This is a genomic window from Methylobacterium oxalidis, from assembly GCF_007992195.1.
Lineage (GTDB): Bacteria > Pseudomonadota > Alphaproteobacteria > Rhizobiales > Beijerinckiaceae > Methylobacterium > Methylobacterium oxalidis.
Genome location: NZ_BJZU01000033.1, coordinates 94,416 through 110,215, shown reverse-complemented (window position 1 = coordinate 110,215; position 15,800 = coordinate 94,416). Strand labels below are relative to the sequence as shown.

Below are 15,800 nucleotides of genomic sequence, written 5' to 3'. Positions count from 1 at the left end.
CTTAGATCCGGGCCGAGAGGGTACCGGGCCCAGTTAGATACAGCCGACGCAGATCCCTCTCATGATCGCGCTGTCCTCCTGCTGCTGCTTCGTGCGCTTCTCGATGCCGCGCGTGGTCGCAGGATCCAGCGTGCCTGGGCGCGGTACAACCCGGCCCGTAGACGCTGTGTACGGGATCGTGATCAGGGAGTTCGGCTTATCGATGTCGCTGGCGCGATTGGCAGGCTGCGCATAGGCAGCACCTGATACGCTCAAGGCAAGCAGTAGAGTGGTTGCAAGCAGAAGCTTTGGAAGCATGACTACCTCCGTCTTCCCTCCTCCTTCTGCCTAAGGACGTAGTTTCGTCTGCGTCTGATGCAAGAGCATGCTCAGCGTGGCGTCTGCTTCGCTGGACTGCCGAGACTGAGCTGGTGACGTGACGGTAAGCCGAGCCCGAGCTGCAACCTGCTTTGGGTCAGCAGCCAGCCCAACGTCTTGGACGACAGGGATTTCCAAGGTTTCCTGAGATCTTGGAAATCGGCCTGAAATCTCGTCGACTTGGCGCGAAAAACATAATCAGATCAGAGGTTTGTAGGTGGTCACCGGCTCACGTCGCCTGGGCCGCCTGCGAGCCCGGAATAAAATCCAGACAGAGGCGAAAGCCGCAGCGGCGACGCGGGCGGTCGGATACCTCCGGGTCTCCACCGACGAGCAGGCCGCCACCGGCCATGGGCTTGAGAGCCAGGAGAAGGCGGTCCGGGCCTTCGCCGAGAGCCAGGATTACGACCTGGTCGAGATGGTGTCGGACCCGGGCATCTCGGGCGCGACCCGCCCGGCCGATCGCCCCGGCTTCGGCCGGGCGCTCGAACTGGCAGCGGCCGGCGCCTTCGACGTGCTCCTCGTCGCGAAGATCGACCGCCTGTCGCGCGACATCCGCCACGCGATGACGACGGTCTCGGATCTCGCCGAGCAGCACGAGGTGGCGTTCCGGTCGGTCACGGAATCGGTGATCGACACCTCGAACCCGATGTGGCGGACCTTCTTCGCGATCTTCGCCGGCATGGCGGAGAACGAGCGCTTTGTGATCCGCGACCGCACCGCGGGCGGACGGATGGCCAAGGCGGGGAAGGGCGGCTTTGCCGGCGGGCAGGCGCCCTACGGCTACACCAAGGATCTCGAGGGCGGCCTCCGCATCGTGCCGGAGCAGGCCCGCATCGTCCGGCGCATCTTCCAGGAGCGGCGGCGCAAGCGGACGCTCCATGCAATCGCCGACAGCCTGAACGCCGAGGGCATCCCCTCCCCGCGCGGCGGCCGCTGGGCCGTCTCAACGGTCTCCTACGTCACGGACAACCCGAAGTACCGCGGCGCGATCGAGTACCTGTTCCGCTGGAACGGGTCCGAGACGCACGTGCTCCAGCCGGGCTCTCACGAGGCCATTGTTCCATGAACGAGCAGACGTGGACCGAGGCCGACGCGGCCCGCGCCCTGCGCGCGGCGAACCGCGACCCGGCCGCCCTCGCCTACTGGCATCAGGTGCGCCCGGAGTGGCGCATCGAGCTCGCCTCCTCGCCCGACACGGCGCCGCTGTACCTCGCCGAGGACGGCGACCGGATCGCGTGGGTGGCGGATCGCGACGAGGCCAAGACCTTCGCCTCCGACTTCCTTGCCTGGGACTTCGTCGCCGCCAACGTCCAGTCGCTGGTGCGCGTGAGGTGCTGAGCGCTGTCGGCCTCTCGCATGCGCTCGCGGGCCTCGCGCTCGATGTGCAGCGCGGCCGACCGACCGCGGAGCAGTGGGTCGAGGCGCTCGCCCTCGCCGCCCAGGCCGAACCGGTGCCGGGCCGCGCCCGCGAGATCGAGTTCACGCCGGGCGGTGCCGTCCGGATCCACCTTCGGGAGCTTCGCCCGTGAGCTACATCGCCCTCCTCCGCCGGCTGCTCGGCGGGCCGACGCCGCCGGCCCCGCCGGCAAAGCAGACCGGCCCACGCGTGATCCGCCCGGTGCGGGTGCTCTCCGCCGGGTGTGGGCGCTGATGCCAGCCGACGGCGCGATGGCGGCTGTCCAACCCCGCCCGACGCTGCACGTCTCCGTTCTCCCGCTCTCCGCGACGCCACGCTGATCCTGGCACCTCGCGATCGTGAGGCGCGTCACGGACACGCTTCGGGGCGCAGCGCCATCATCGCTTCATCGACGTCCCCAGTCCGGGACTGATGGGAGTGTCTCCAATGCAGCTTCTCGCCGTCATTCTGGTCTGCGCCGCTACCACGACGCCGCCCGATTGCTCACGGGATACCGCGCTCGATGTGATGATCGCACCCGCGTCGACTCCCTTCGCCTGCATGATGACGGGTCAGGTCACTCTGGCCCGCGATCCCGAGATGGTCGAAGGTCGGTACACGCGCGTCACCTGCGAGCGCCGGAAGGTCTAAGCGCAGCGCCGCTACAGGCAGAAGAGGACGCCAGCACGACGTCCTTCGCGCCAAACCATCTTGGCTGAGAAGCGGGCCTCGCTATTCGCGAGCGCGATCTCAAATTTCGGTGGCAGCATCACCACGCCGGTCTCGCCGAACTCCAGCATCGCTCCTGTATCGGAGACGTCGCAGATGGAGCAGGAGAACTTGGTGCCGTCGCCACCAACAGCGAAGGCTGTCAGAGCAACCGGCAACCGCTCAGATTCACGGCGGCTCACAACATCGATTTTTGGCCGCGACCCAGTCGGCATGCAGATCCCCAAGAAGTGCAGTTCAGCCACTCGAACTGTGATTACGATGACAGGGATCTATGACTCTTGACTTAATTATGCGTCCATTCTGACCTGTAGAGCCAGGATTTATGCATACGGAACCGTACGAAAGGCAGAGTTTCTGGCTACGTCAGGGTTACTCGAAGCTTTTCATGTCCTCGAAATCTTCCTGAGAACAAGGCTCGAGCAATGCCATTTCAGCCTGGGCAGTCGGGCAATCCTGGCGGCCGTCCGAAGGCGTCTGCGCGCGTCCGAGACGCTGCCCGAGAGCACACCGAGCGCGCGATTGAGGTCCTGGTCGCGATCATGACGAGCGAGGACGCAGCGACTGCGGCCCGCGTGGCGGCCGCCTCTGCGATCCTCGACCGCGGCTACGGCAAGCCGACCCAGCCCGTCGATGGCGACGGTGAGGGCGGCGTGATCCCCGTCGGCCTGACCGTGCAGTTCATCCGCCCCGCACCGCTGTCCGATGTCGATTGAGTTCCCGGAGCGGCTCGAGTTTCTGTTCGAGCCGGCCCGGTACAAGATCGCCTACGGTGGTCGCGGTGGCGCGAAGTCCTGGGGCTTCGGCCGTGCGCTCCTCATCATGGGCGCGCAGCGCAAGCTCCGGGTGCTCTGCGCCCGCGAGTTCCAGAACTCGATCGCGGAATCGGCCCACGCCCTGCTCGGGCAGCAGATCGACCTCCTCGGCCTCTCCGCCTTCTACGAGATACAGGAGAAGCGCATCCTCGGCGCCAACGGGACCGAGTTCATCTTCAAGGGGCTCCGGCACAACGTCGCCTCGGTGAAGTCGACCGAGGGCGTGGACGTGTGCTGGGTCGAGGAGGCCCGCACGGTCTCGAAGACGAGCTGGGACGTGCTGATCCCGACCATCCGGAAGGAGGGCTCGGAGATCTGGATCAGCTTCAACCCGGAGCTGGAGGAAGACGAGACCTATCGGCGGTTCGTGAAGAACCCTCCCACCGGCGCGAAGGTCGTGAAGATCGGCTGGCAGGACAATCCTTGGTTCCCGGATGTCCTGAAGCAGGAAGCGCTCGACCTGAAGGGGCGCGATCCAGCGGCCTACCTCACTGTCTGGGACGGCCACTGCAAGGTGGTGCTCGACGGCGCGATCTATGCGAACGAGGTCCTGTCCGCGACGGAGGCGAACCGCTTCACCCGCGTGCCCTACGACGGCACCAAGCCGGTGCACACGTTCTGGGATCTCGGCCGGGCCGACATGACGGCGATCTGGTTCGCCCAGGTGGTCGGCTTCGAGTTCCGGATCATCGACTACTACCAGAACCGCGGGCACGCGCTGGGCCACTACCTGAAGAAGCTCCAGGAGCGGCCCTATGTCTACGGCGAGCACTGGCTCCCGCACGACGCCACGAATGCCCTGCTCGGCTCCGAGCGCACGATCGAGCAGCAGATGACGGATTCGGGCTTCAAGGTCCGGATCACGCCGCGCATGTCGGTGGCCGAAGGCATCAACGCGGCGCGCACGCTGTTCTCTCGCTGCTGGTTTGACGCCGACGCCTGCGCCGACGGCCTGCAGTGCCTGCGGAACTACCGCTACGACGTGGACCCCAACACCGGGCAGTTCTCGAAGAACCCGCTGCACGACTGGGCGAGCCACGGCGCCGATGCCTTCCGCTACCTCGCGGTCGCCCTCCAAGAGCCGGCCGCGCCGCTCAAGCTGAGAACGACTGGTCGCCGCGGCGGCGGCTGGATGGGGGCCTGATGTTCGACTTCCTGAAGCCGAAGAAGAAGGCGCCGGCGGGCCGCGATCCGGTGATCGAGCTCGCCATGAAGCGCTGGCGGCGCGCCGACGAGGCCGACCGCGAGAACCGCGACGCGGCCTACGAGGACCTCCGCTTCGTCGAGGAGCCCGGCGCGCAGTGGACCGAGGAGGCCAAGCGCATCCGCGGCGACCGGCCCTGTCTTGAGTTCGATCGGCTCGGCACCACGGTGGCGCAGATCACCGGTGACATCCGGCAGATGCGGCCCTCGATCAAGGTCGTGCCGGTCGACGACCGCGGCGACGTGAAGACCGCCGAGGTGAACGCCGGCCTCGTCCGCTACGTGGAGAATCGCTCGGACGCGCCCGCGGCCTACTTCGCGGCGGCTGACCAGCAGGTCACGGCCGGCATCGGCCACTGGGAGGTGACGACCGAGTACGCCTCCGATTCCACGTTCGAGCAGGAGATCCGGATCACCGGCATCCCGGACGGGATCGGCGTGCGCTGGGATCCCGACGCGAAGGAGCCGACCCGCGAGGACGCGAAGTTCTGCTTCGTGCCGGTCGACATGAGCCGGGACGCCTACGAGGAGGCCTACCCGGACAAGCCCTCGGCCGAGATCGGCGACACCATGATCCCCGAGGGCTGGTCGACGTCGGACGCGGTGCGCGTCGCGGCCTACTGGACTAAGACGCCGGTCAAGAAGACCCTGGCGCTGCTGCCCGACGGCACCGTCTACGATCTCACCGACGGCGATCCCGAGAAGCGCGCCAAGGCCGAGGCGCGCGGCGCCCGGATCGAGCAGCGCGATGGGTTCAAGGTGGAGCGCTACCTGATCAGCGCGACCGAGGTGCTCGAAGGCCCGATGGCGTGGCCGGGCCGGTTCATCCCCGTCGTGCCGGCGATCGGCATCGAGACCCAGATCGGCAAGAAGCGGGTCCGGCGCGGCGTGGTGCGCAAGGCGAAGGACGCTCAGCGCGCCTACAACTATGCCCGCTCGACGCAAACCGAGGTGGTGGGTCTGCAGCCCAAGGCGCCGTTCACCGGCACCGAAACCATGTTCAAGGGCTACGAGGACGTCTGGGAGACGGCCAACACCGAGTACCACGCCTTCCTGCCCTACAACGTCGAGCCGAAGGCTCCGCAGCTGCGACCCGAGCGCGTCGCGCCGCCCGTGCCATCAACCGGCCTCGCCGAACTCACCCGGGAATCGGCCGAGGACATCAAGGCGGTGACGGGCGTCTACGACGCCTCCCTCGGCGCCCGCTCGAATGAGACCTCGGGCAAGGCGATCATGGCGCGTCAGCGCGAGGGCGACGTCGGCTCCTTCGTCTACATCGTGAACTTCAGCCGCGCGGTCCGGCACACCGGCGCGATCGTGCTCGACCTGATCCCGCACGTCTACGACACCGCCCGCACGCTCCGGATCGTGGGCGAGGACGGCAAGGTCGACCTCGTGAAGATCAACCAGCCGCAGGGCCTCGGCATCGACGGCAAGCCCGAGAGCGTGCTCCACGACGTCACGGTCGGCGCCTACGACGTCGCTATGGAGATGGGCCCGAGCTACACCACGAAGCGCGAGGCGGCCGCCGACGGCATGGTCGCGCTGATCCAGGCCGCGCCGGATCTCGCGCCGCTTGTGCTCGACCTCTTTGCCAAGGCCCAGGACTGGCCGATGGCGGACAAGATCGCGAAACGCATCCGCTCGCAGCTGCCGCCGCAGATCCAGGCCGAGGAGGCGCAGGAGGCCGGCGAGCCGCCGCCCGCACCGCCGCCGCCCTCGCCGGTGCAGCAGGCCATGCTCGCGAGCCAGGAGCGCCAACAGCAGCTCGAGGCTGGGCGCCAGCAACTCGACCTGGAGAAGCTCGACGTGGAGCGCGAGAAGCTCCGGGCCGAGGTGATCAAGATCCAGGGCGAGATCCAGGAGGCGCAGGCCGAGGCGCAGGCGCGCGTGGCTGCCACGCCGATGCCTGGCGCCGGCCCGGATCTGCGCCTCGACGAAATCGGGGCGGCCGTCTCGCACCTCTCCGAGATCGTGATGGCGATCCTGGAGGAGATGCCCGCCGCGCCGATGCCCGATCCCGCGGGCCAGGACGGGCCGCCAGCACCCGCACAGCCGATGCTGGGTCAGATGCCCGCGCCGATCGCCGAGCCGCCCCAGGGCGGCTTTTTTGTTGACCCGAGCGCGCTGGGCGAGCCCGCCGCTCCCGTGATGGTGCCGTGATGTCCGAAGTTCAGCCGTTCCGGCCCAACGCCGCCTCGCCCTCCCCGACTGTCTGACCGCCCGTCTCACAACCCCTCCGTCTCACAAACGAGGGGATCTGGGACGACGCCTGAGGGCGGGGAGCGGCAGAACGCAAAAGCGGCGGCCCTGCGAGAGGCCGCCGAAGTCAGGTCAAGTTGATGCTGCGGATTGCAGCGGGCACAGAGTTAGCCCCCGATGTGCGGCCGTCTGTGATGCGCTTCACAGACCTCAGCTTCCGGACGTGCATCCGCGCCGCTCAGGCCTTAGGCGCTTGGCCTGATGGCCCTTCCACGCCAAACGCTGGACGCGAATGCGCCGAGGGGCAGCAGCTGCGCGGCCGTCACAGTTTGCGGATCTTCTCCTCGATCCGCTTGGCCTCGTTCTCATCAACCTGGACCAGCTTGCCGCTGTCGTCCGGGATGCCCTCGCCCGTCTGGGCAATTGTGTCGTCGCGCGGGCGGGAATTTGGGCCGGTCGAATCAGGCCGCTCTTCGCGCTTCTCGTCGTGATCAGGGCTCATGTGCGCCTCCATTCTCCCTGCGCAGCCAACGTTCGGCCTAGGCGCATGTGTCCCGTAGGCAGGAGAAAGGCGGCGGCCGCGAGGAGGAGCGGCCGCCGAGTCGGCGTCGGTTGTGCTGGTTGAGGGGGTTCAAACCAGCGCCGCGGGTGTGCGCCTCCCGCATCGTCAGCGCCACTCACGCTGCCGTGATTATGGTTTCCCGCTGTTTCTGCTTGAGCGACAGCCCATGCGCACCCGCTGCACGCCCATCACGCTAGATCGGCGAGACCGGCCGAGCGTCCTCAGCGTTCCGACGGCCGCTTCGACTTCTGCGGCGCGATAGAGCCGGTGGTCGGTGGGTCCATCGCACGGACCGCAAGGGCATTCAGCCCACTGCGATCGATCTTCTCGGCGGAGTAGAGCGCCGAGCCGATGAGGGTAGCGAGGGCGAGCACTACCTTGGCGCCCTGCCACACGTATCGAACTGCGCTGGCCATGGCCGCCCCTCATCAGATGGGTCATCATCGTCGAGCGCGGTGACTGGGGATATAGCGCGGCAGTATCAGCGCCTGAACACGGCGACGATCTCGTAGCCCAACACGACGATGCCGAACGCGGTGAAGCCGCCGAGCAACAGTGTGGCGGCCAGGATAGCCGGGACCATCAAGTCGCTGTTCCGCTTCTGCACGGCAATTGGCCCGTTCTGGAACATCGGCGCACTCCCCACGCTGCTTTTGAGCGTCAGCCGCAACGTTGATGCCTGCTTGACCCGACGGGCAAATCCCGCGAAAGGACCAGCGTCGCCAGCGGTGTGAGCGAGGCTCCCGCCGGCATTCCCGAACCCTGACCGAAGCGCCGCCGCATCTCGCGGCCGATTCCGCGCGTCCGACCCTCTTCACGCAGGCCAGTGCACGAGGCGCAGGCCGCGATGATTCCCCCGACCCGCTCCTCCCTGAGGCGCGGGTTTTTTCATGGACGACACGATGGACGAGAACCTGATCGTACTGGGCGCGCCAGCGGAGACGCAGGCGGCAGGTGGCGAGACCTCGGTCGCGACGGAAGCCCCGGAGGCCGCCCCGGCCGATGGTGCCGCCGCCGCAACGCCAGGGACTGAGCCAGCCGATCCGGCCGCCGCTCCGAAGCCGGAGGCCCCCAAGGCCGACGACGAGGAGGGCGAGCCCGAGAAGCCGAAGAAGCGCTCCGGCATCCAGCGGATGCAGGACAGGATCCACCGACTCGAAGCGGAGCTTGCCGCGAGCCGCAGTCAGCCGACGGGCGACAGCGCCGACCGCAAGGCCGCCGTCGAGAAGGAGATCGGAGCGCCCCCGAAGGAGTCCGACTTCGAGGACTACGCCGCGTTCGAGGACGCCAAAGCGGATTACCGCATCTGCAAGGCGCTCGCCGAACAGCGGCACGCCGACCGCGAGACCAGCAACGCCACCCGCCAGGCCGAGGCCCGGCAGGAGGCGATGGAGGCCTTCCAGGATCGCCTCGACGACGTGCGGGAAGCCATTCCCGACGCCGACAAGGTGCTGAAGGCGGCGCAGGAGCGCGAGGTGAAGCCTCACGTCTCCGAGCTGGTCGTCGAGAGCGAGAAGGGTGGGCTGCTCGCCTACTACCTCGCCAAGAACCCCGGTGAGCTCGCGAAGCTCAACGGGATGAGCCCGCTCCAGGCCGCCAAGGCCGTAGGCGCGCTTGAGCACCGCCTGACCCTGGCGAAACCCAACCGCACCCCCTCTGCCCCCGCCCCTGCGAAGCCGCTCGCCGGCTCCGCCGCGCCCGGCCCCGACCCCTCGAAGATGTCGCTGGCCGAGTACGAGAAGTGGCGGTCCGGCGGCGGCGGACGCTGATCTCCACCCTCCCCCAGCATCATCAGACCTGAAGGACCATTCCCGTGGCCAATACCGCTTTGCTCACCCCCAGCGTCATCGCCAAAGAGGCGCTGATGCAGCTGAAGAACAACCTCGTCTTCGGCAAGCTGGCCCACCGCCAGTACAAGAAGGAGTTCGCCAAGGTCGGCGACACCGTCACCATCCGCAAGCCGGTCAAGTTCGTCACGACCGACGGCGCGACCCGCTCGAACCAGGACGTCGAGGAGGGCAGCACCTCGATCAAGCTCGACCAGCGCAAGCACGTCTCCTGGAACTTCAATACCCAGGACCTGACGCTCTCGGTCGACGAGTACTCCGAGCGCTACGTGAAGCCGGCGATGATCACGCTGGCCCAGACAGTCGATGCCTACGGGGCCGCCCTCTACAAGAAGGTCTGGAACCTCGTCGGCACGCCCGGCACCACCCCGGCGAACTACGCCGCGCTCGGCGCGGTCGCCCAGCGCATGACCGAGATGGCGGTGCCGAAGCAGGACCGCCGCGCCTGCCTGACCTCCGAGGCGTTCCACAAGATTGCCGGCACGCTGACCACGCTCAACATGCCGCAGGAGGCCGCGAAGGCCTGGGCGTCCGGTGAGATCGGCAACCTCGCGGGCTTCAACACCCACGAGTCGGTGAACCTGCGTAGCCACACGGTCGGCTCGAAGGCTGGCACCCCGCTCGTCAATGGCGCCAACCAGACCTCCGCCTACCGCGACGTGATGAAGACCGGCGTGCAGACGCTGAACCTGAAGGGCTTCACCGCCTCCCAGGCCGGCGTGCTGCGCGAGGGCGACGTCTTCACGATCGCGGGCGTGTTCGCGGTCAACCCGGTCCCGGGTGAGGGCTCCAGCGGCAAGACCGTGCTGCCCTACCTGCAGCAGTTCGTCGTCCGCCAGACGGTCGTGAACTCAGACGGCTCCGGCAACGCGGCGGTGACGATCTCCCCGGCGATCATCACCTCGGGCCCCTACCAGACCGTCTCGGCCGCCCCGGCCGACAGCGCGGCCATCACGGTGCTCGGCGCGGCCAACCAGGTGTTCTCGCAGAATCTCTGCTTCCACAAGAACGCCCTGGCCATGGTCACCGTGCCGCTGGAGATGCCCGACGGCGTGAACTGGAAGGCGCAGGAGAGCGCGGAAGGCCTCTCGATCCGCCTCGTGAAGGACTACGACATCAACAACGACGTCGAGATCGTCCGCGCCGACATCCTGTTCGGCTGGGAGGCGATCTACCCGGAGCTGGCCGTCCGCCTCGCCGGCTGAGCCTGACCCTCCACCGCTAAGACGAAAGGGCGCCCTCGTGGCGCCCTTCGTCGTTCTGGGGCCGTGAGCGCCCCGCCCCGACCCGACGAGGCGTTCATGGATACCAACACCGAGACTGTCGCGACCTGGGCGTATCAGCCCGACGGCGCGGCTCGCATCTTCGATCTCGCGCCCGGTGAGGGCCTGCCCGAGGGCTGGCATGCCTCCCCGGACTGCATCACCGATCCCGCGCTCGCCACGGCCGACGCGCTCAGCGCCCGCCTGCAGGGCCGCGAGTACGTGCCGACCCACGCCGAGGCCGATCCCGCCACCGACGCGCCGGCCGGCGCGCTGGAGGCTGCCGTCGCCGAGATCGAGCGCCTGAAGGCCATCATCGAGGCCGGCGCCGCGGAGAACGAGCGCCTCGTCGCCGAGATCGACGCGGCCGAGGTCGAGCTGGAGAAGGCGGCCGCCGCGCTCGTGGCGCTCAAGGCCGACCTCGACAAGGCCCAGGCCGACGGCGGCTTCGCGGTCTCCGAGCGCGACGATGCGAAGGCCGCGCTCGACGCCCTGAAGGCCGAGCTCGACCAGACCCGCGCCGACCTCGAGGCTGCCACGGCCCCGGCCGCGCCCGCGAAGCCCGCCAAGGCCCGCTGACGTGCGCACGCGCGATCAGCTCATCGCCCGGGTCCTGAAGGATCTCGGGGTGCTCGCGGCCGGCCAAGCGCCGTCCGACGAGGACCGGGCCGAGGTCGATGACCTGATCGAGCCGGTCTGCGCGAAGCTGCTCGACGACGAGGTGGCCAAGGTCAACGGCGACGAGATCGACGACGCAGTCTACCTGGCGCTCGCCGCGATCGTCGCCGAGGCCGCGTTGGTGCCGTTCGGGATTGCCGGCCAGAAGGCGACGGATCTCGCCGCGGCGGGCGAGCGCGCCCGCACCGACCTGAAGCTCGCCTACCGGGTCTACACGGCCCGGCGCCCACTGCGGACCGAGGCGTTCTGGGGGCGGCGTTGCCCTCGTGTCCTTGCGGGCGGCGGCTCCTCGTCCGTCCCCGCATCGCTCACCTCGAGCCTCACGCCGGAGGCGATCGAGGCGCTGCTGCCAACCCTGCCGACCACGCTGCCGTCCGTGCCGGGAAAGCTCTGGAACAACGGCGGCATCCTCGCCGTCTCGTGAGATCCTCGATGCGCCTGATCCTTGCGCTCCTCGCCGCGCTCCTTCCGGCCGCAGCGCTGGCGCAGAGCCTGCCGTCCGCAACGTTCAAGACGACGACTACCGAGCGGCTGGTAGTCACAGGCACTGGGTCCTCCGGCGACGCGAGCGGTCTCATAGTCACGAGTGACGGCACGACGCGCTCGCTCGCCTCGTGGTTTGCTTCCGTCCCGTCCAGTGTACTCCTCCCGGCGAACAACCTTTCCGACTTGGTCAGCGCGGCCGCCGCGCGCACAAACCTCGGGCTGGCTGCAGTCGCTACTACGGGCGCCTACGGTGACCTCTCCGGCCGGCCGGTCCTCGCCACAGTCGCCACGAGTGGGCAGTGGGCCGACCTCCTCGGCAAGCCGACGCTCTTCGATGGCACCTGGAACTCGCTGACCGGCAAGCCGACGCTCGCGACCGTCGCTACTTCGGGATCGGCGAGCGACCTCGGCGCGGGCACGCTCCAGGCGGCGCGTCTGCCGCTCCCGGCAGCGACGACGCTGGGCGGCGTGAAATCCCTCGCGGCGACGAGCAACACCTTCCTGACCGCCATCGGCACCGACGGCACGCCGACGGCGGCGCAGCCGTCATTCACGAACATCAGCGGCACCGTTGCGGCGACGCAACTGCCGAACCCGACGGCGTCGACCAAGGGCGGCGTCCAATCCGGGACTGCCGGCGCCGGGCAGTTCGTGACCGGCATCAGCACCGCCGGCGCCCTGACCTACGGCACGCCCGCGATCCCCTCGAGCACGAACGCTCTGAGCGAGGGGGCGAGCAACCTCTACTTCACACAGGCTCGAGCGCGCGCCAGCATCAGCGCCAGCGGCTCCCTCAGCTACAACAGCACCACCGGGGCGATCAGCTACACGGCGCCGACGCTGGCGGCCGTCGCCACGAGCGGGAGCGCCAGCGACCTCGGGACCGGGACGCTTCCTGCCGCGCGCCTTCCCGCTCCCACCGCCGGCGCCCTCGGCGGCGTGAAGAGCGCCACCGCGGCCGGCGGCTCCTTCGTCACGGGCATCGACACCACGGGCGCGCTGACGTTCGGCATGCCGACGGGCGGCGGCTCAGGTCCAGCCAACACGGACGCGCTGCCGGAGGGCACGAGCAACCTCTATTTCACGCAAGGACGGGCCCGATCCTCGATCAGCGCGACGGGCTCGCTGGCGTACAACGCGACCACCGGCGTCCTCTCCTACACCGCGCCCACCCTTGCCACGGTCGCCACCAGCGGCGCCTACACCGATCTCAGCAGCCGGCCGACGCTCGCCACCGTCGCGACGAGCGGCTCGGCGTCGGACCTTGGCACCGGCACCCTGCCGGCCGCCCGGCTCCCGCTACCCTCTGCCACCACTCTCGGCGGCGTCCAGTCGAAGGCGGCAACGGCGAGCCAGTTCCTAACGGCGATCGGCACCGATGGCGTCCCGGTCTCTGCGCAGCCCGCGTTCTCCAACATCAGCGGCACGGTCGCCGCCTCGCAACTGCCGGCGCCCACCGCCTCGACGCTTGGCGGCGTGCAGAGCAAGGCGGCCACCGCCTCGCAATTCCTGACCTCGATCAGCACCGCCGGCGTTCCGGCCGCGGCGCAACCGGCGTTCTCGGACCTCTCCGGCCAGGCCACCACCGCGCAGTTGCCGAGCGCGGCCCGCTGGATCACGGCGCAGAGCCTCGCCAATCCCGGCTACCGGAAGTGGAACGACGGCCTGATCGAACAGTGGGGCACGGTCGCCGGCGCTGCCGGCGGCAACCTCGCCGTAACCTTCCCGACGGCGTTCACGGCCAACGTCTTCTCGGTGCAGACCACGGTGCAGCAGGCTACCACGGCGTCGACCACGATGGAGAGCGCGAGCTCCAACGGGCTCTCGACCACCGGCTTCACCTGCGTTGTCCGGTACGTCTCGGGCGGCACCGTCGGCGCTGCCGGCGAGGGGTGCCACTGGTACGCCGTCGGCAACTGAGCGCGCTGAGATAAAGGGTCGGCCTTGGCCTCCATCGATTTCCCCCTCTCATCCCGGCCCGGGCTCTCCGACGCCGAGGGGGGCGGGCGGCTCATCAACGCCTTTGTCGAGAAGCTCGGCGACGGCGCCCGCGCGCCGGTCTCGCGCCGCCGCGTGCCGGGCCTCGCCCGCTTCGCCGACACGGGCCTGACGGGCCCGCGCGCGTTCCGGCATGTCGGCAGCCTCGTCTACGGCGCCTACCGCGACGCGCTGGTGCGCATCACCGAGGACGGGGCGGTCACGAACCTCGGGCCCCTACCCGGCTCGAAGCGGGTCACGATAGCGCGCAACAACCGGGCTCCGATCCCCGACGCCGTCGCGGTGACGGAGTACGGCGCCTACACGCTCTCCACGGGCGGCGCCCCGATGCCGCTCGCCCTGCCCGGCGACCTGCCCGCCCCGAACTCGGTGGCCGAGCTGTTCGGGTTCCTGTTCTTCACCGCCGGCAACGGCAAGTGCTTCGCCTCGAAGGTGAACCAGCTCACCTTCTCCACGCTCGACACCACGACGGAGCAGGCGCGGCCCGGCGGGCTCTTGCGGGCCATCGCGTTCCGCGACGAGCTCTTCCTGTTCGGCCCCTCCGGCATCGGCGTCTACGGCGGCCCGGCGCAGGAGACCGGCTTCCCGCTGGCCCGCGTGACGGGCATCCCGCGCGGCCTTGTCGGGCCTTGGGCTGTCTCCGGCCATGAGGAAGGCTGGTCGAACGAGCTGATCTGGGTCGGCGACGACAAGGTCGTGTACCGGCTCAACGGCTACTCCCCGGTCCGGATCTCGAACCACGATGTCGAGCGCGACCTCGCCGCCGCGGCGAAGGTCGACCCGGAGTCGATCGAGGCCTCGGCGCACCTTGTGGCGGGTCACGCCTGCTGGGTCGTCTCGATGCCGGGCCGGACCTGGGTGTTCGATCTCACGACGGAGCAATGGCACGAGCGGGCGAGCCATCAGGCCACGCGCTGGCGGGCCTCGCAGAGCGTGAACGCGTTCGGGCGCTGGCTCGTCGGCGACACGGCCAGCACCGGGCTCCTCGAGGTCCGGGAAGACGCCTTCGACGAGGACGGCGCGCCGCTGCGCCTGCGGATTGAGAGCCTGCCCTCCGCCGCCTTCCCGTCCCGCATCGCGATCCCGCGCGCTGACTTCGACTTCGTGCTCGGCACGGGCCGCCTCACGCCGAAGAGCACGATCCGCGACCCGCAGATCCTGATCTCCTGGTCGGACGACGGCGGCAGGACCTGGTCGAACCCGCTGCGCCGCGCGCTCGGGCGCCAGGGCGAGAGCCGGACGCGGGTGAACGTGCTGCGCACCGGCATGTCGGGCCCGCAGGGCCGGCAGTGGCGCATCGAGGTGTCCGACCCCGTCTACGTCGCGCTGCTCGGCGGCGCCCAGGCCGTGGATCTGAGGACCGAATGAGCGACAGCCCCGCCCCGAAGCCCGCGCCGCAGATGCCCGCCGCGCAGGCGCCGGCCGTCGATCCGAAGCTCGGGACGATGACGCCCGAGACCTTCCGCTTCCTCGCCGGGCTGCTCGCCTACGTGAAGGCGCTCGAAGCCCGCATCGCCGCCCTCGAAGCCTGAGGATCCACCATGAGCATCTTCGGGGGCCCGAGCCCGACCAAGTACGTCCAGGGGGCGCAGAAGACCGTGGCCATGGGCCAGGATTCCGCCAACAGCTACCTCGACGAGGGCTACGCCCGCGGCGCCGACGCCTACGGCAAGGCGGGCGGCATCTTCGGCAACCTCGCCACCGAGTACGGGAAGGGCTCCGCGCTCTACCAGGACGCGCTCGGCGTGAACGGCGCCGACGGCACCACGCGGGCCCGCTCCGCCTTCACGGCGAGCCCAGGCTACACGTTCAACCTCGACCAGGGCATGGAAGGCCTGCAGCGCATCCGCGCCGTGAACGGCACGCTGGCGTCCGGCAACGCCGACGCGGACGCGATGAAGTTCGCCTCCGGGCTTGCCTCCTCCGAGTACGGCAACTGGCTGAACGGCCTGAAGGGTCTCGACGCCGAGCGCTTCGCCGCGAGCACAGGGCAGGCCGGCACGTTCGGGCAGATGGGTAACCTCGCCGGCACGATCGGCGCGGCGAAGGGCAACATCGCCTACAACTCCGGCGTCACGAACGCCGGTCTCGTCATGGACGGCTACAAGGCGAAGCAGCAGCAGGCTCAGAACGAGCTCGGCGGTATCCTCGGCATCGCCAACATCTTCTCCGGTGGCCTCGGCGCGCTGGCGGGCAACGGCAACGCGATGGGCAACATCGGGAAGAACCTGTCCTCCGCCTTCAGCATCTTCGGGTGATCGC

Annotated in this window: 20 protein-coding genes; 15 read left to right on the top strand and 5 right to left on the bottom strand. The window is 69.1% G+C overall.

The genetic code is table 11. The features are described 5' to 3' along the window. Positions 1–33: 33 nt before the first annotated feature. Complete coding sequence (locus MOX02_RS10295) at positions 34–297, bottom strand: hypothetical protein (RefSeq protein WP_147025701.1); 264 nt, start codon at positions 295–297, stop codon at positions 34–36. A 277-nt stretch (positions 298–574) separates the two neighbouring features. Here MOX02_RS10295 and MOX02_RS10290 point away from each other — a divergent pair, with 277 nt between their 5' ends. The 4 genes from MOX02_RS10290 (at position 575) to MOX02_RS10275 (ending at position 2,407) form a co-directional block, all read left to right on the top strand. Then, entirely contained in the window at positions 575–1,426 is an 852-nt protein-coding gene (locus MOX02_RS10290) for a recombinase family protein (protein WP_147025700.1), read from the top strand. Next, positions 1,423–1,698: a hypothetical protein gene (locus tag MOX02_RS10285; protein ID WP_147025699.1), complete on the top strand. Its 276-nt coding sequence runs from the start codon at positions 1,423–1,425 to the stop codon at positions 1,696–1,698. Before MOX02_RS10290 ends, MOX02_RS10285 begins: the two co-directional genes overlap by 4 nt. Then, the gene (locus MOX02_RS10280) at positions 1,692–1,889 is read left to right on the top strand and encodes a hypothetical protein (protein ID WP_147025698.1); all 198 of its coding nucleotides are present in this window, start codon (positions 1,692–1,694) and stop codon (positions 1,887–1,889) included. The genes MOX02_RS10285 and MOX02_RS10280 overlap by 7 nt, the downstream gene beginning before the upstream one ends. Positions 1,890–2,203: 314 nt before the next feature. Beyond that, entirely contained in the window at positions 2,204–2,407 is a 204-nt protein-coding gene (locus tag MOX02_RS10275; RefSeq protein WP_147025697.1) for a hypothetical protein, read from the top strand. Positions 2,408–2,418: 11 nt separating this feature from the next. Here the strand turns inward: MOX02_RS10275 and MOX02_RS10270 are convergent, their stop codons facing one another. Then, positions 2,419–2,730 carry a PilZ domain-containing protein gene (locus MOX02_RS10270; RefSeq protein ID WP_238179860.1) on the bottom strand — a complete coding sequence of 104 codons (312 nt, stop codon included), beginning with the start codon at positions 2,728–2,730 and terminating at the stop codon, positions 2,419–2,421. Between the two features lie 180 nt (positions 2,731–2,910). On the opposite strand from MOX02_RS10270, the gene MOX02_RS32660 reads away from it, so the two are divergent. Genes MOX02_RS32660 through MOX02_RS10255 form a run of 3 tightly spaced genes read left to right on the top strand, consistent with a single transcriptional unit; the run spans position 2,911 to position 6,666 of the window. Continuing rightward, on the top strand, positions 2,911–3,201 hold the full coding sequence (locus tag MOX02_RS32660; RefSeq protein ID WP_147025696.1) for a DUF5681 domain-containing protein: 291 nt from the start codon (positions 2,911–2,913) through the stop codon (positions 3,199–3,201). Then, positions 3,191–4,444 carry a PBSX family phage terminase large subunit gene (locus MOX02_RS10260; protein WP_147025695.1) on the top strand — a complete coding sequence of 418 codons (1,254 nt, stop codon included), beginning with the start codon at positions 3,191–3,193 and terminating at the stop codon, positions 4,442–4,444. Before MOX02_RS32660 ends, MOX02_RS10260 begins: the two co-directional genes overlap by 11 nt. Then, a complete protein-coding gene (locus MOX02_RS10255; protein WP_147025694.1) occupies positions 4,444–6,666 on the top strand; it encodes a portal protein in 2,223 nt (740 codons plus the stop codon). The genes MOX02_RS10260 and MOX02_RS10255 overlap by 1 nt, the downstream gene beginning before the upstream one ends. Before the next feature lie 361 nt (positions 6,667–7,027). On the opposite strand, the gene MOX02_RS10250 is transcribed toward MOX02_RS10255, so the two are convergent. The 3 genes from MOX02_RS10250 to MOX02_RS31155 form a co-directional block, all read right to left on the bottom strand. Then, positions 7,028–7,207, bottom strand: coding sequence for a hypothetical protein (locus MOX02_RS10250; protein WP_147025693.1), 180 nt, complete (start codon positions 7,205–7,207; stop codon positions 7,028–7,030). 281 nt (positions 7,208–7,488) lie between these two features. Beyond that, the gene (locus tag MOX02_RS10245) at positions 7,489–7,683 is read right to left on the bottom strand and encodes a hypothetical protein (protein ID WP_147025692.1); all 195 of its coding nucleotides are present in this window, start codon (positions 7,681–7,683) and stop codon (positions 7,489–7,491) included. Between the two features lie 65 nt (positions 7,684–7,748). After that, complete coding sequence (locus MOX02_RS31155) at positions 7,749–7,898, bottom strand: hypothetical protein (protein WP_170267793.1); 150 nt, start codon at positions 7,896–7,898, stop codon at positions 7,749–7,751. Positions 7,899–8,157: 259 nt separating this feature from the next. Here MOX02_RS31155 and MOX02_RS10240 point away from each other — a divergent pair, with 259 nt between their 5' ends. The 8 genes from MOX02_RS10240 to MOX02_RS10210 all read left to right on the top strand — a co-directional run bounded on the left by MOX02_RS10240 (position 8,158) and on the right by MOX02_RS10210 (position 15,796). Then, entirely contained in the window at positions 8,158–9,036 is an 879-nt protein-coding gene (locus MOX02_RS10240; RefSeq protein ID WP_147025691.1) for a hypothetical protein, read from the top strand. Positions 9,037–9,080: 44 nt separating this feature from the next. After that, complete coding sequence (locus MOX02_RS10235; RefSeq protein WP_170267790.1) at positions 9,081–10,319, top strand: P22 phage major capsid protein family protein; 1,239 nt, start codon at positions 9,081–9,083, stop codon at positions 10,317–10,319. A gap of 96 nt (positions 10,320–10,415) precedes the next feature. Next, entirely contained in the window at positions 10,416–10,955 is a 540-nt protein-coding gene (locus MOX02_RS10230) for a hypothetical protein (RefSeq protein ID WP_147025689.1), read from the top strand. Position 10,956: 1 nt separating this feature from the next. Further along, positions 10,957–11,478, top strand: coding sequence for a hypothetical protein (locus tag MOX02_RS10225; protein WP_147025688.1), 522 nt, complete (start codon positions 10,957–10,959; stop codon positions 11,476–11,478). 8 nt (positions 11,479–11,486) lie between these two features. Continuing rightward, positions 11,487–13,460 (top strand): beta strand repeat-containing protein, encoded by a 1,974-nt coding sequence (locus tag MOX02_RS10220; RefSeq protein ID WP_147025687.1) that lies wholly within the window; start codon positions 11,487–11,489, stop codon positions 13,458–13,460. Between the two features lie 24 nt (positions 13,461–13,484). Beyond that, positions 13,485–14,906, top strand: a complete 1,422-nt coding sequence (locus MOX02_RS10215; RefSeq protein ID WP_147025686.1) for a packaged DNA stabilization protein — start codon at positions 13,485–13,487, stop codon at positions 14,904–14,906. Further along, complete coding sequence (locus MOX02_RS31150; protein ID WP_170267788.1) at positions 14,903–15,070, top strand: hypothetical protein; 168 nt, start codon at positions 14,903–14,905, stop codon at positions 15,068–15,070. The genes MOX02_RS10215 and MOX02_RS31150 overlap by 4 nt, the downstream gene beginning before the upstream one ends. A gap of 9 nt (positions 15,071–15,079) precedes the next feature. Next, positions 15,080–15,796 carry a hypothetical protein gene (locus MOX02_RS10210; protein WP_147025685.1) on the top strand — a complete coding sequence of 239 codons (717 nt, stop codon included), beginning with the start codon at positions 15,080–15,082 and terminating at the stop codon, positions 15,794–15,796. The last annotated feature ends 4 nt before the right edge of the window (positions 15,797–15,800 follow it).

What these genes read in the sequence shown, in the direction of transcription:
- MOX02_RS10295 (WP_147025701.1), bottom strand. Translation starts at nt 297, where the DNA reads ATGCTTCCAAAGCTTCTGCTTGCAACCACTCTACTGCTTGCCTTGAGC.
- MOX02_RS10285 (WP_147025699.1), top strand. Translation starts at nt 1,423, where the DNA reads ATGAACGAGCAGACGTGGACCGAGGCCGACGCGGCCCGCGCCCTGCGC.
- MOX02_RS10275 (WP_147025697.1), top strand. Translation starts at nt 2,204, where the DNA reads ATGCAGCTTCTCGCCGTCATTCTGGTCTGCGCCGCTACCACGACGCCG.
- MOX02_RS32660 (WP_147025696.1), top strand. Translation starts at nt 2,911, where the DNA reads ATGCCATTTCAGCCTGGGCAGTCGGGCAATCCTGGCGGCCGTCCGAAG.
- MOX02_RS10260 (WP_147025695.1), top strand. Translation starts at nt 3,191, where the DNA reads ATGTCGATTGAGTTCCCGGAGCGGCTCGAGTTTCTGTTCGAGCCGGCC.
- MOX02_RS10255 (WP_147025694.1), top strand. Translation starts at nt 4,444, where the DNA reads ATGTTCGACTTCCTGAAGCCGAAGAAGAAGGCGCCGGCGGGCCGCGAT.
- MOX02_RS10250 (WP_147025693.1), bottom strand. Translation starts at nt 7,207, where the DNA reads ATGAGCCCTGATCACGACGAGAAGCGCGAAGAGCGGCCTGATTCGACC.
- MOX02_RS10245 (WP_147025692.1), bottom strand. Translation starts at nt 7,683, where the DNA reads ATGGCCAGCGCAGTTCGATACGTGTGGCAGGGCGCCAAGGTAGTGCTC.
- MOX02_RS31155 (WP_170267793.1), bottom strand. Translation starts at nt 7,898, where the DNA reads ATGTTCCAGAACGGGCCAATTGCCGTGCAGAAGCGGAACAGCGACTTG.
- MOX02_RS10240 (WP_147025691.1), top strand. Translation starts at nt 8,158, where the DNA reads ATGGACGACACGATGGACGAGAACCTGATCGTACTGGGCGCGCCAGCG.
- MOX02_RS10230 (WP_147025689.1), top strand. Translation starts at nt 10,416, where the DNA reads ATGGATACCAACACCGAGACTGTCGCGACCTGGGCGTATCAGCCCGAC.
- MOX02_RS10220 (WP_147025687.1), top strand. Translation starts at nt 11,487, where the DNA reads ATGCGCCTGATCCTTGCGCTCCTCGCCGCGCTCCTTCCGGCCGCAGCG.
- MOX02_RS31150 (WP_170267788.1), top strand. Translation starts at nt 14,903, where the DNA reads ATGAGCGACAGCCCCGCCCCGAAGCCCGCGCCGCAGATGCCCGCCGCG.
- MOX02_RS10210 (WP_147025685.1), top strand. Translation starts at nt 15,080, where the DNA reads ATGAGCATCTTCGGGGGCCCGAGCCCGACCAAGTACGTCCAGGGGGCG.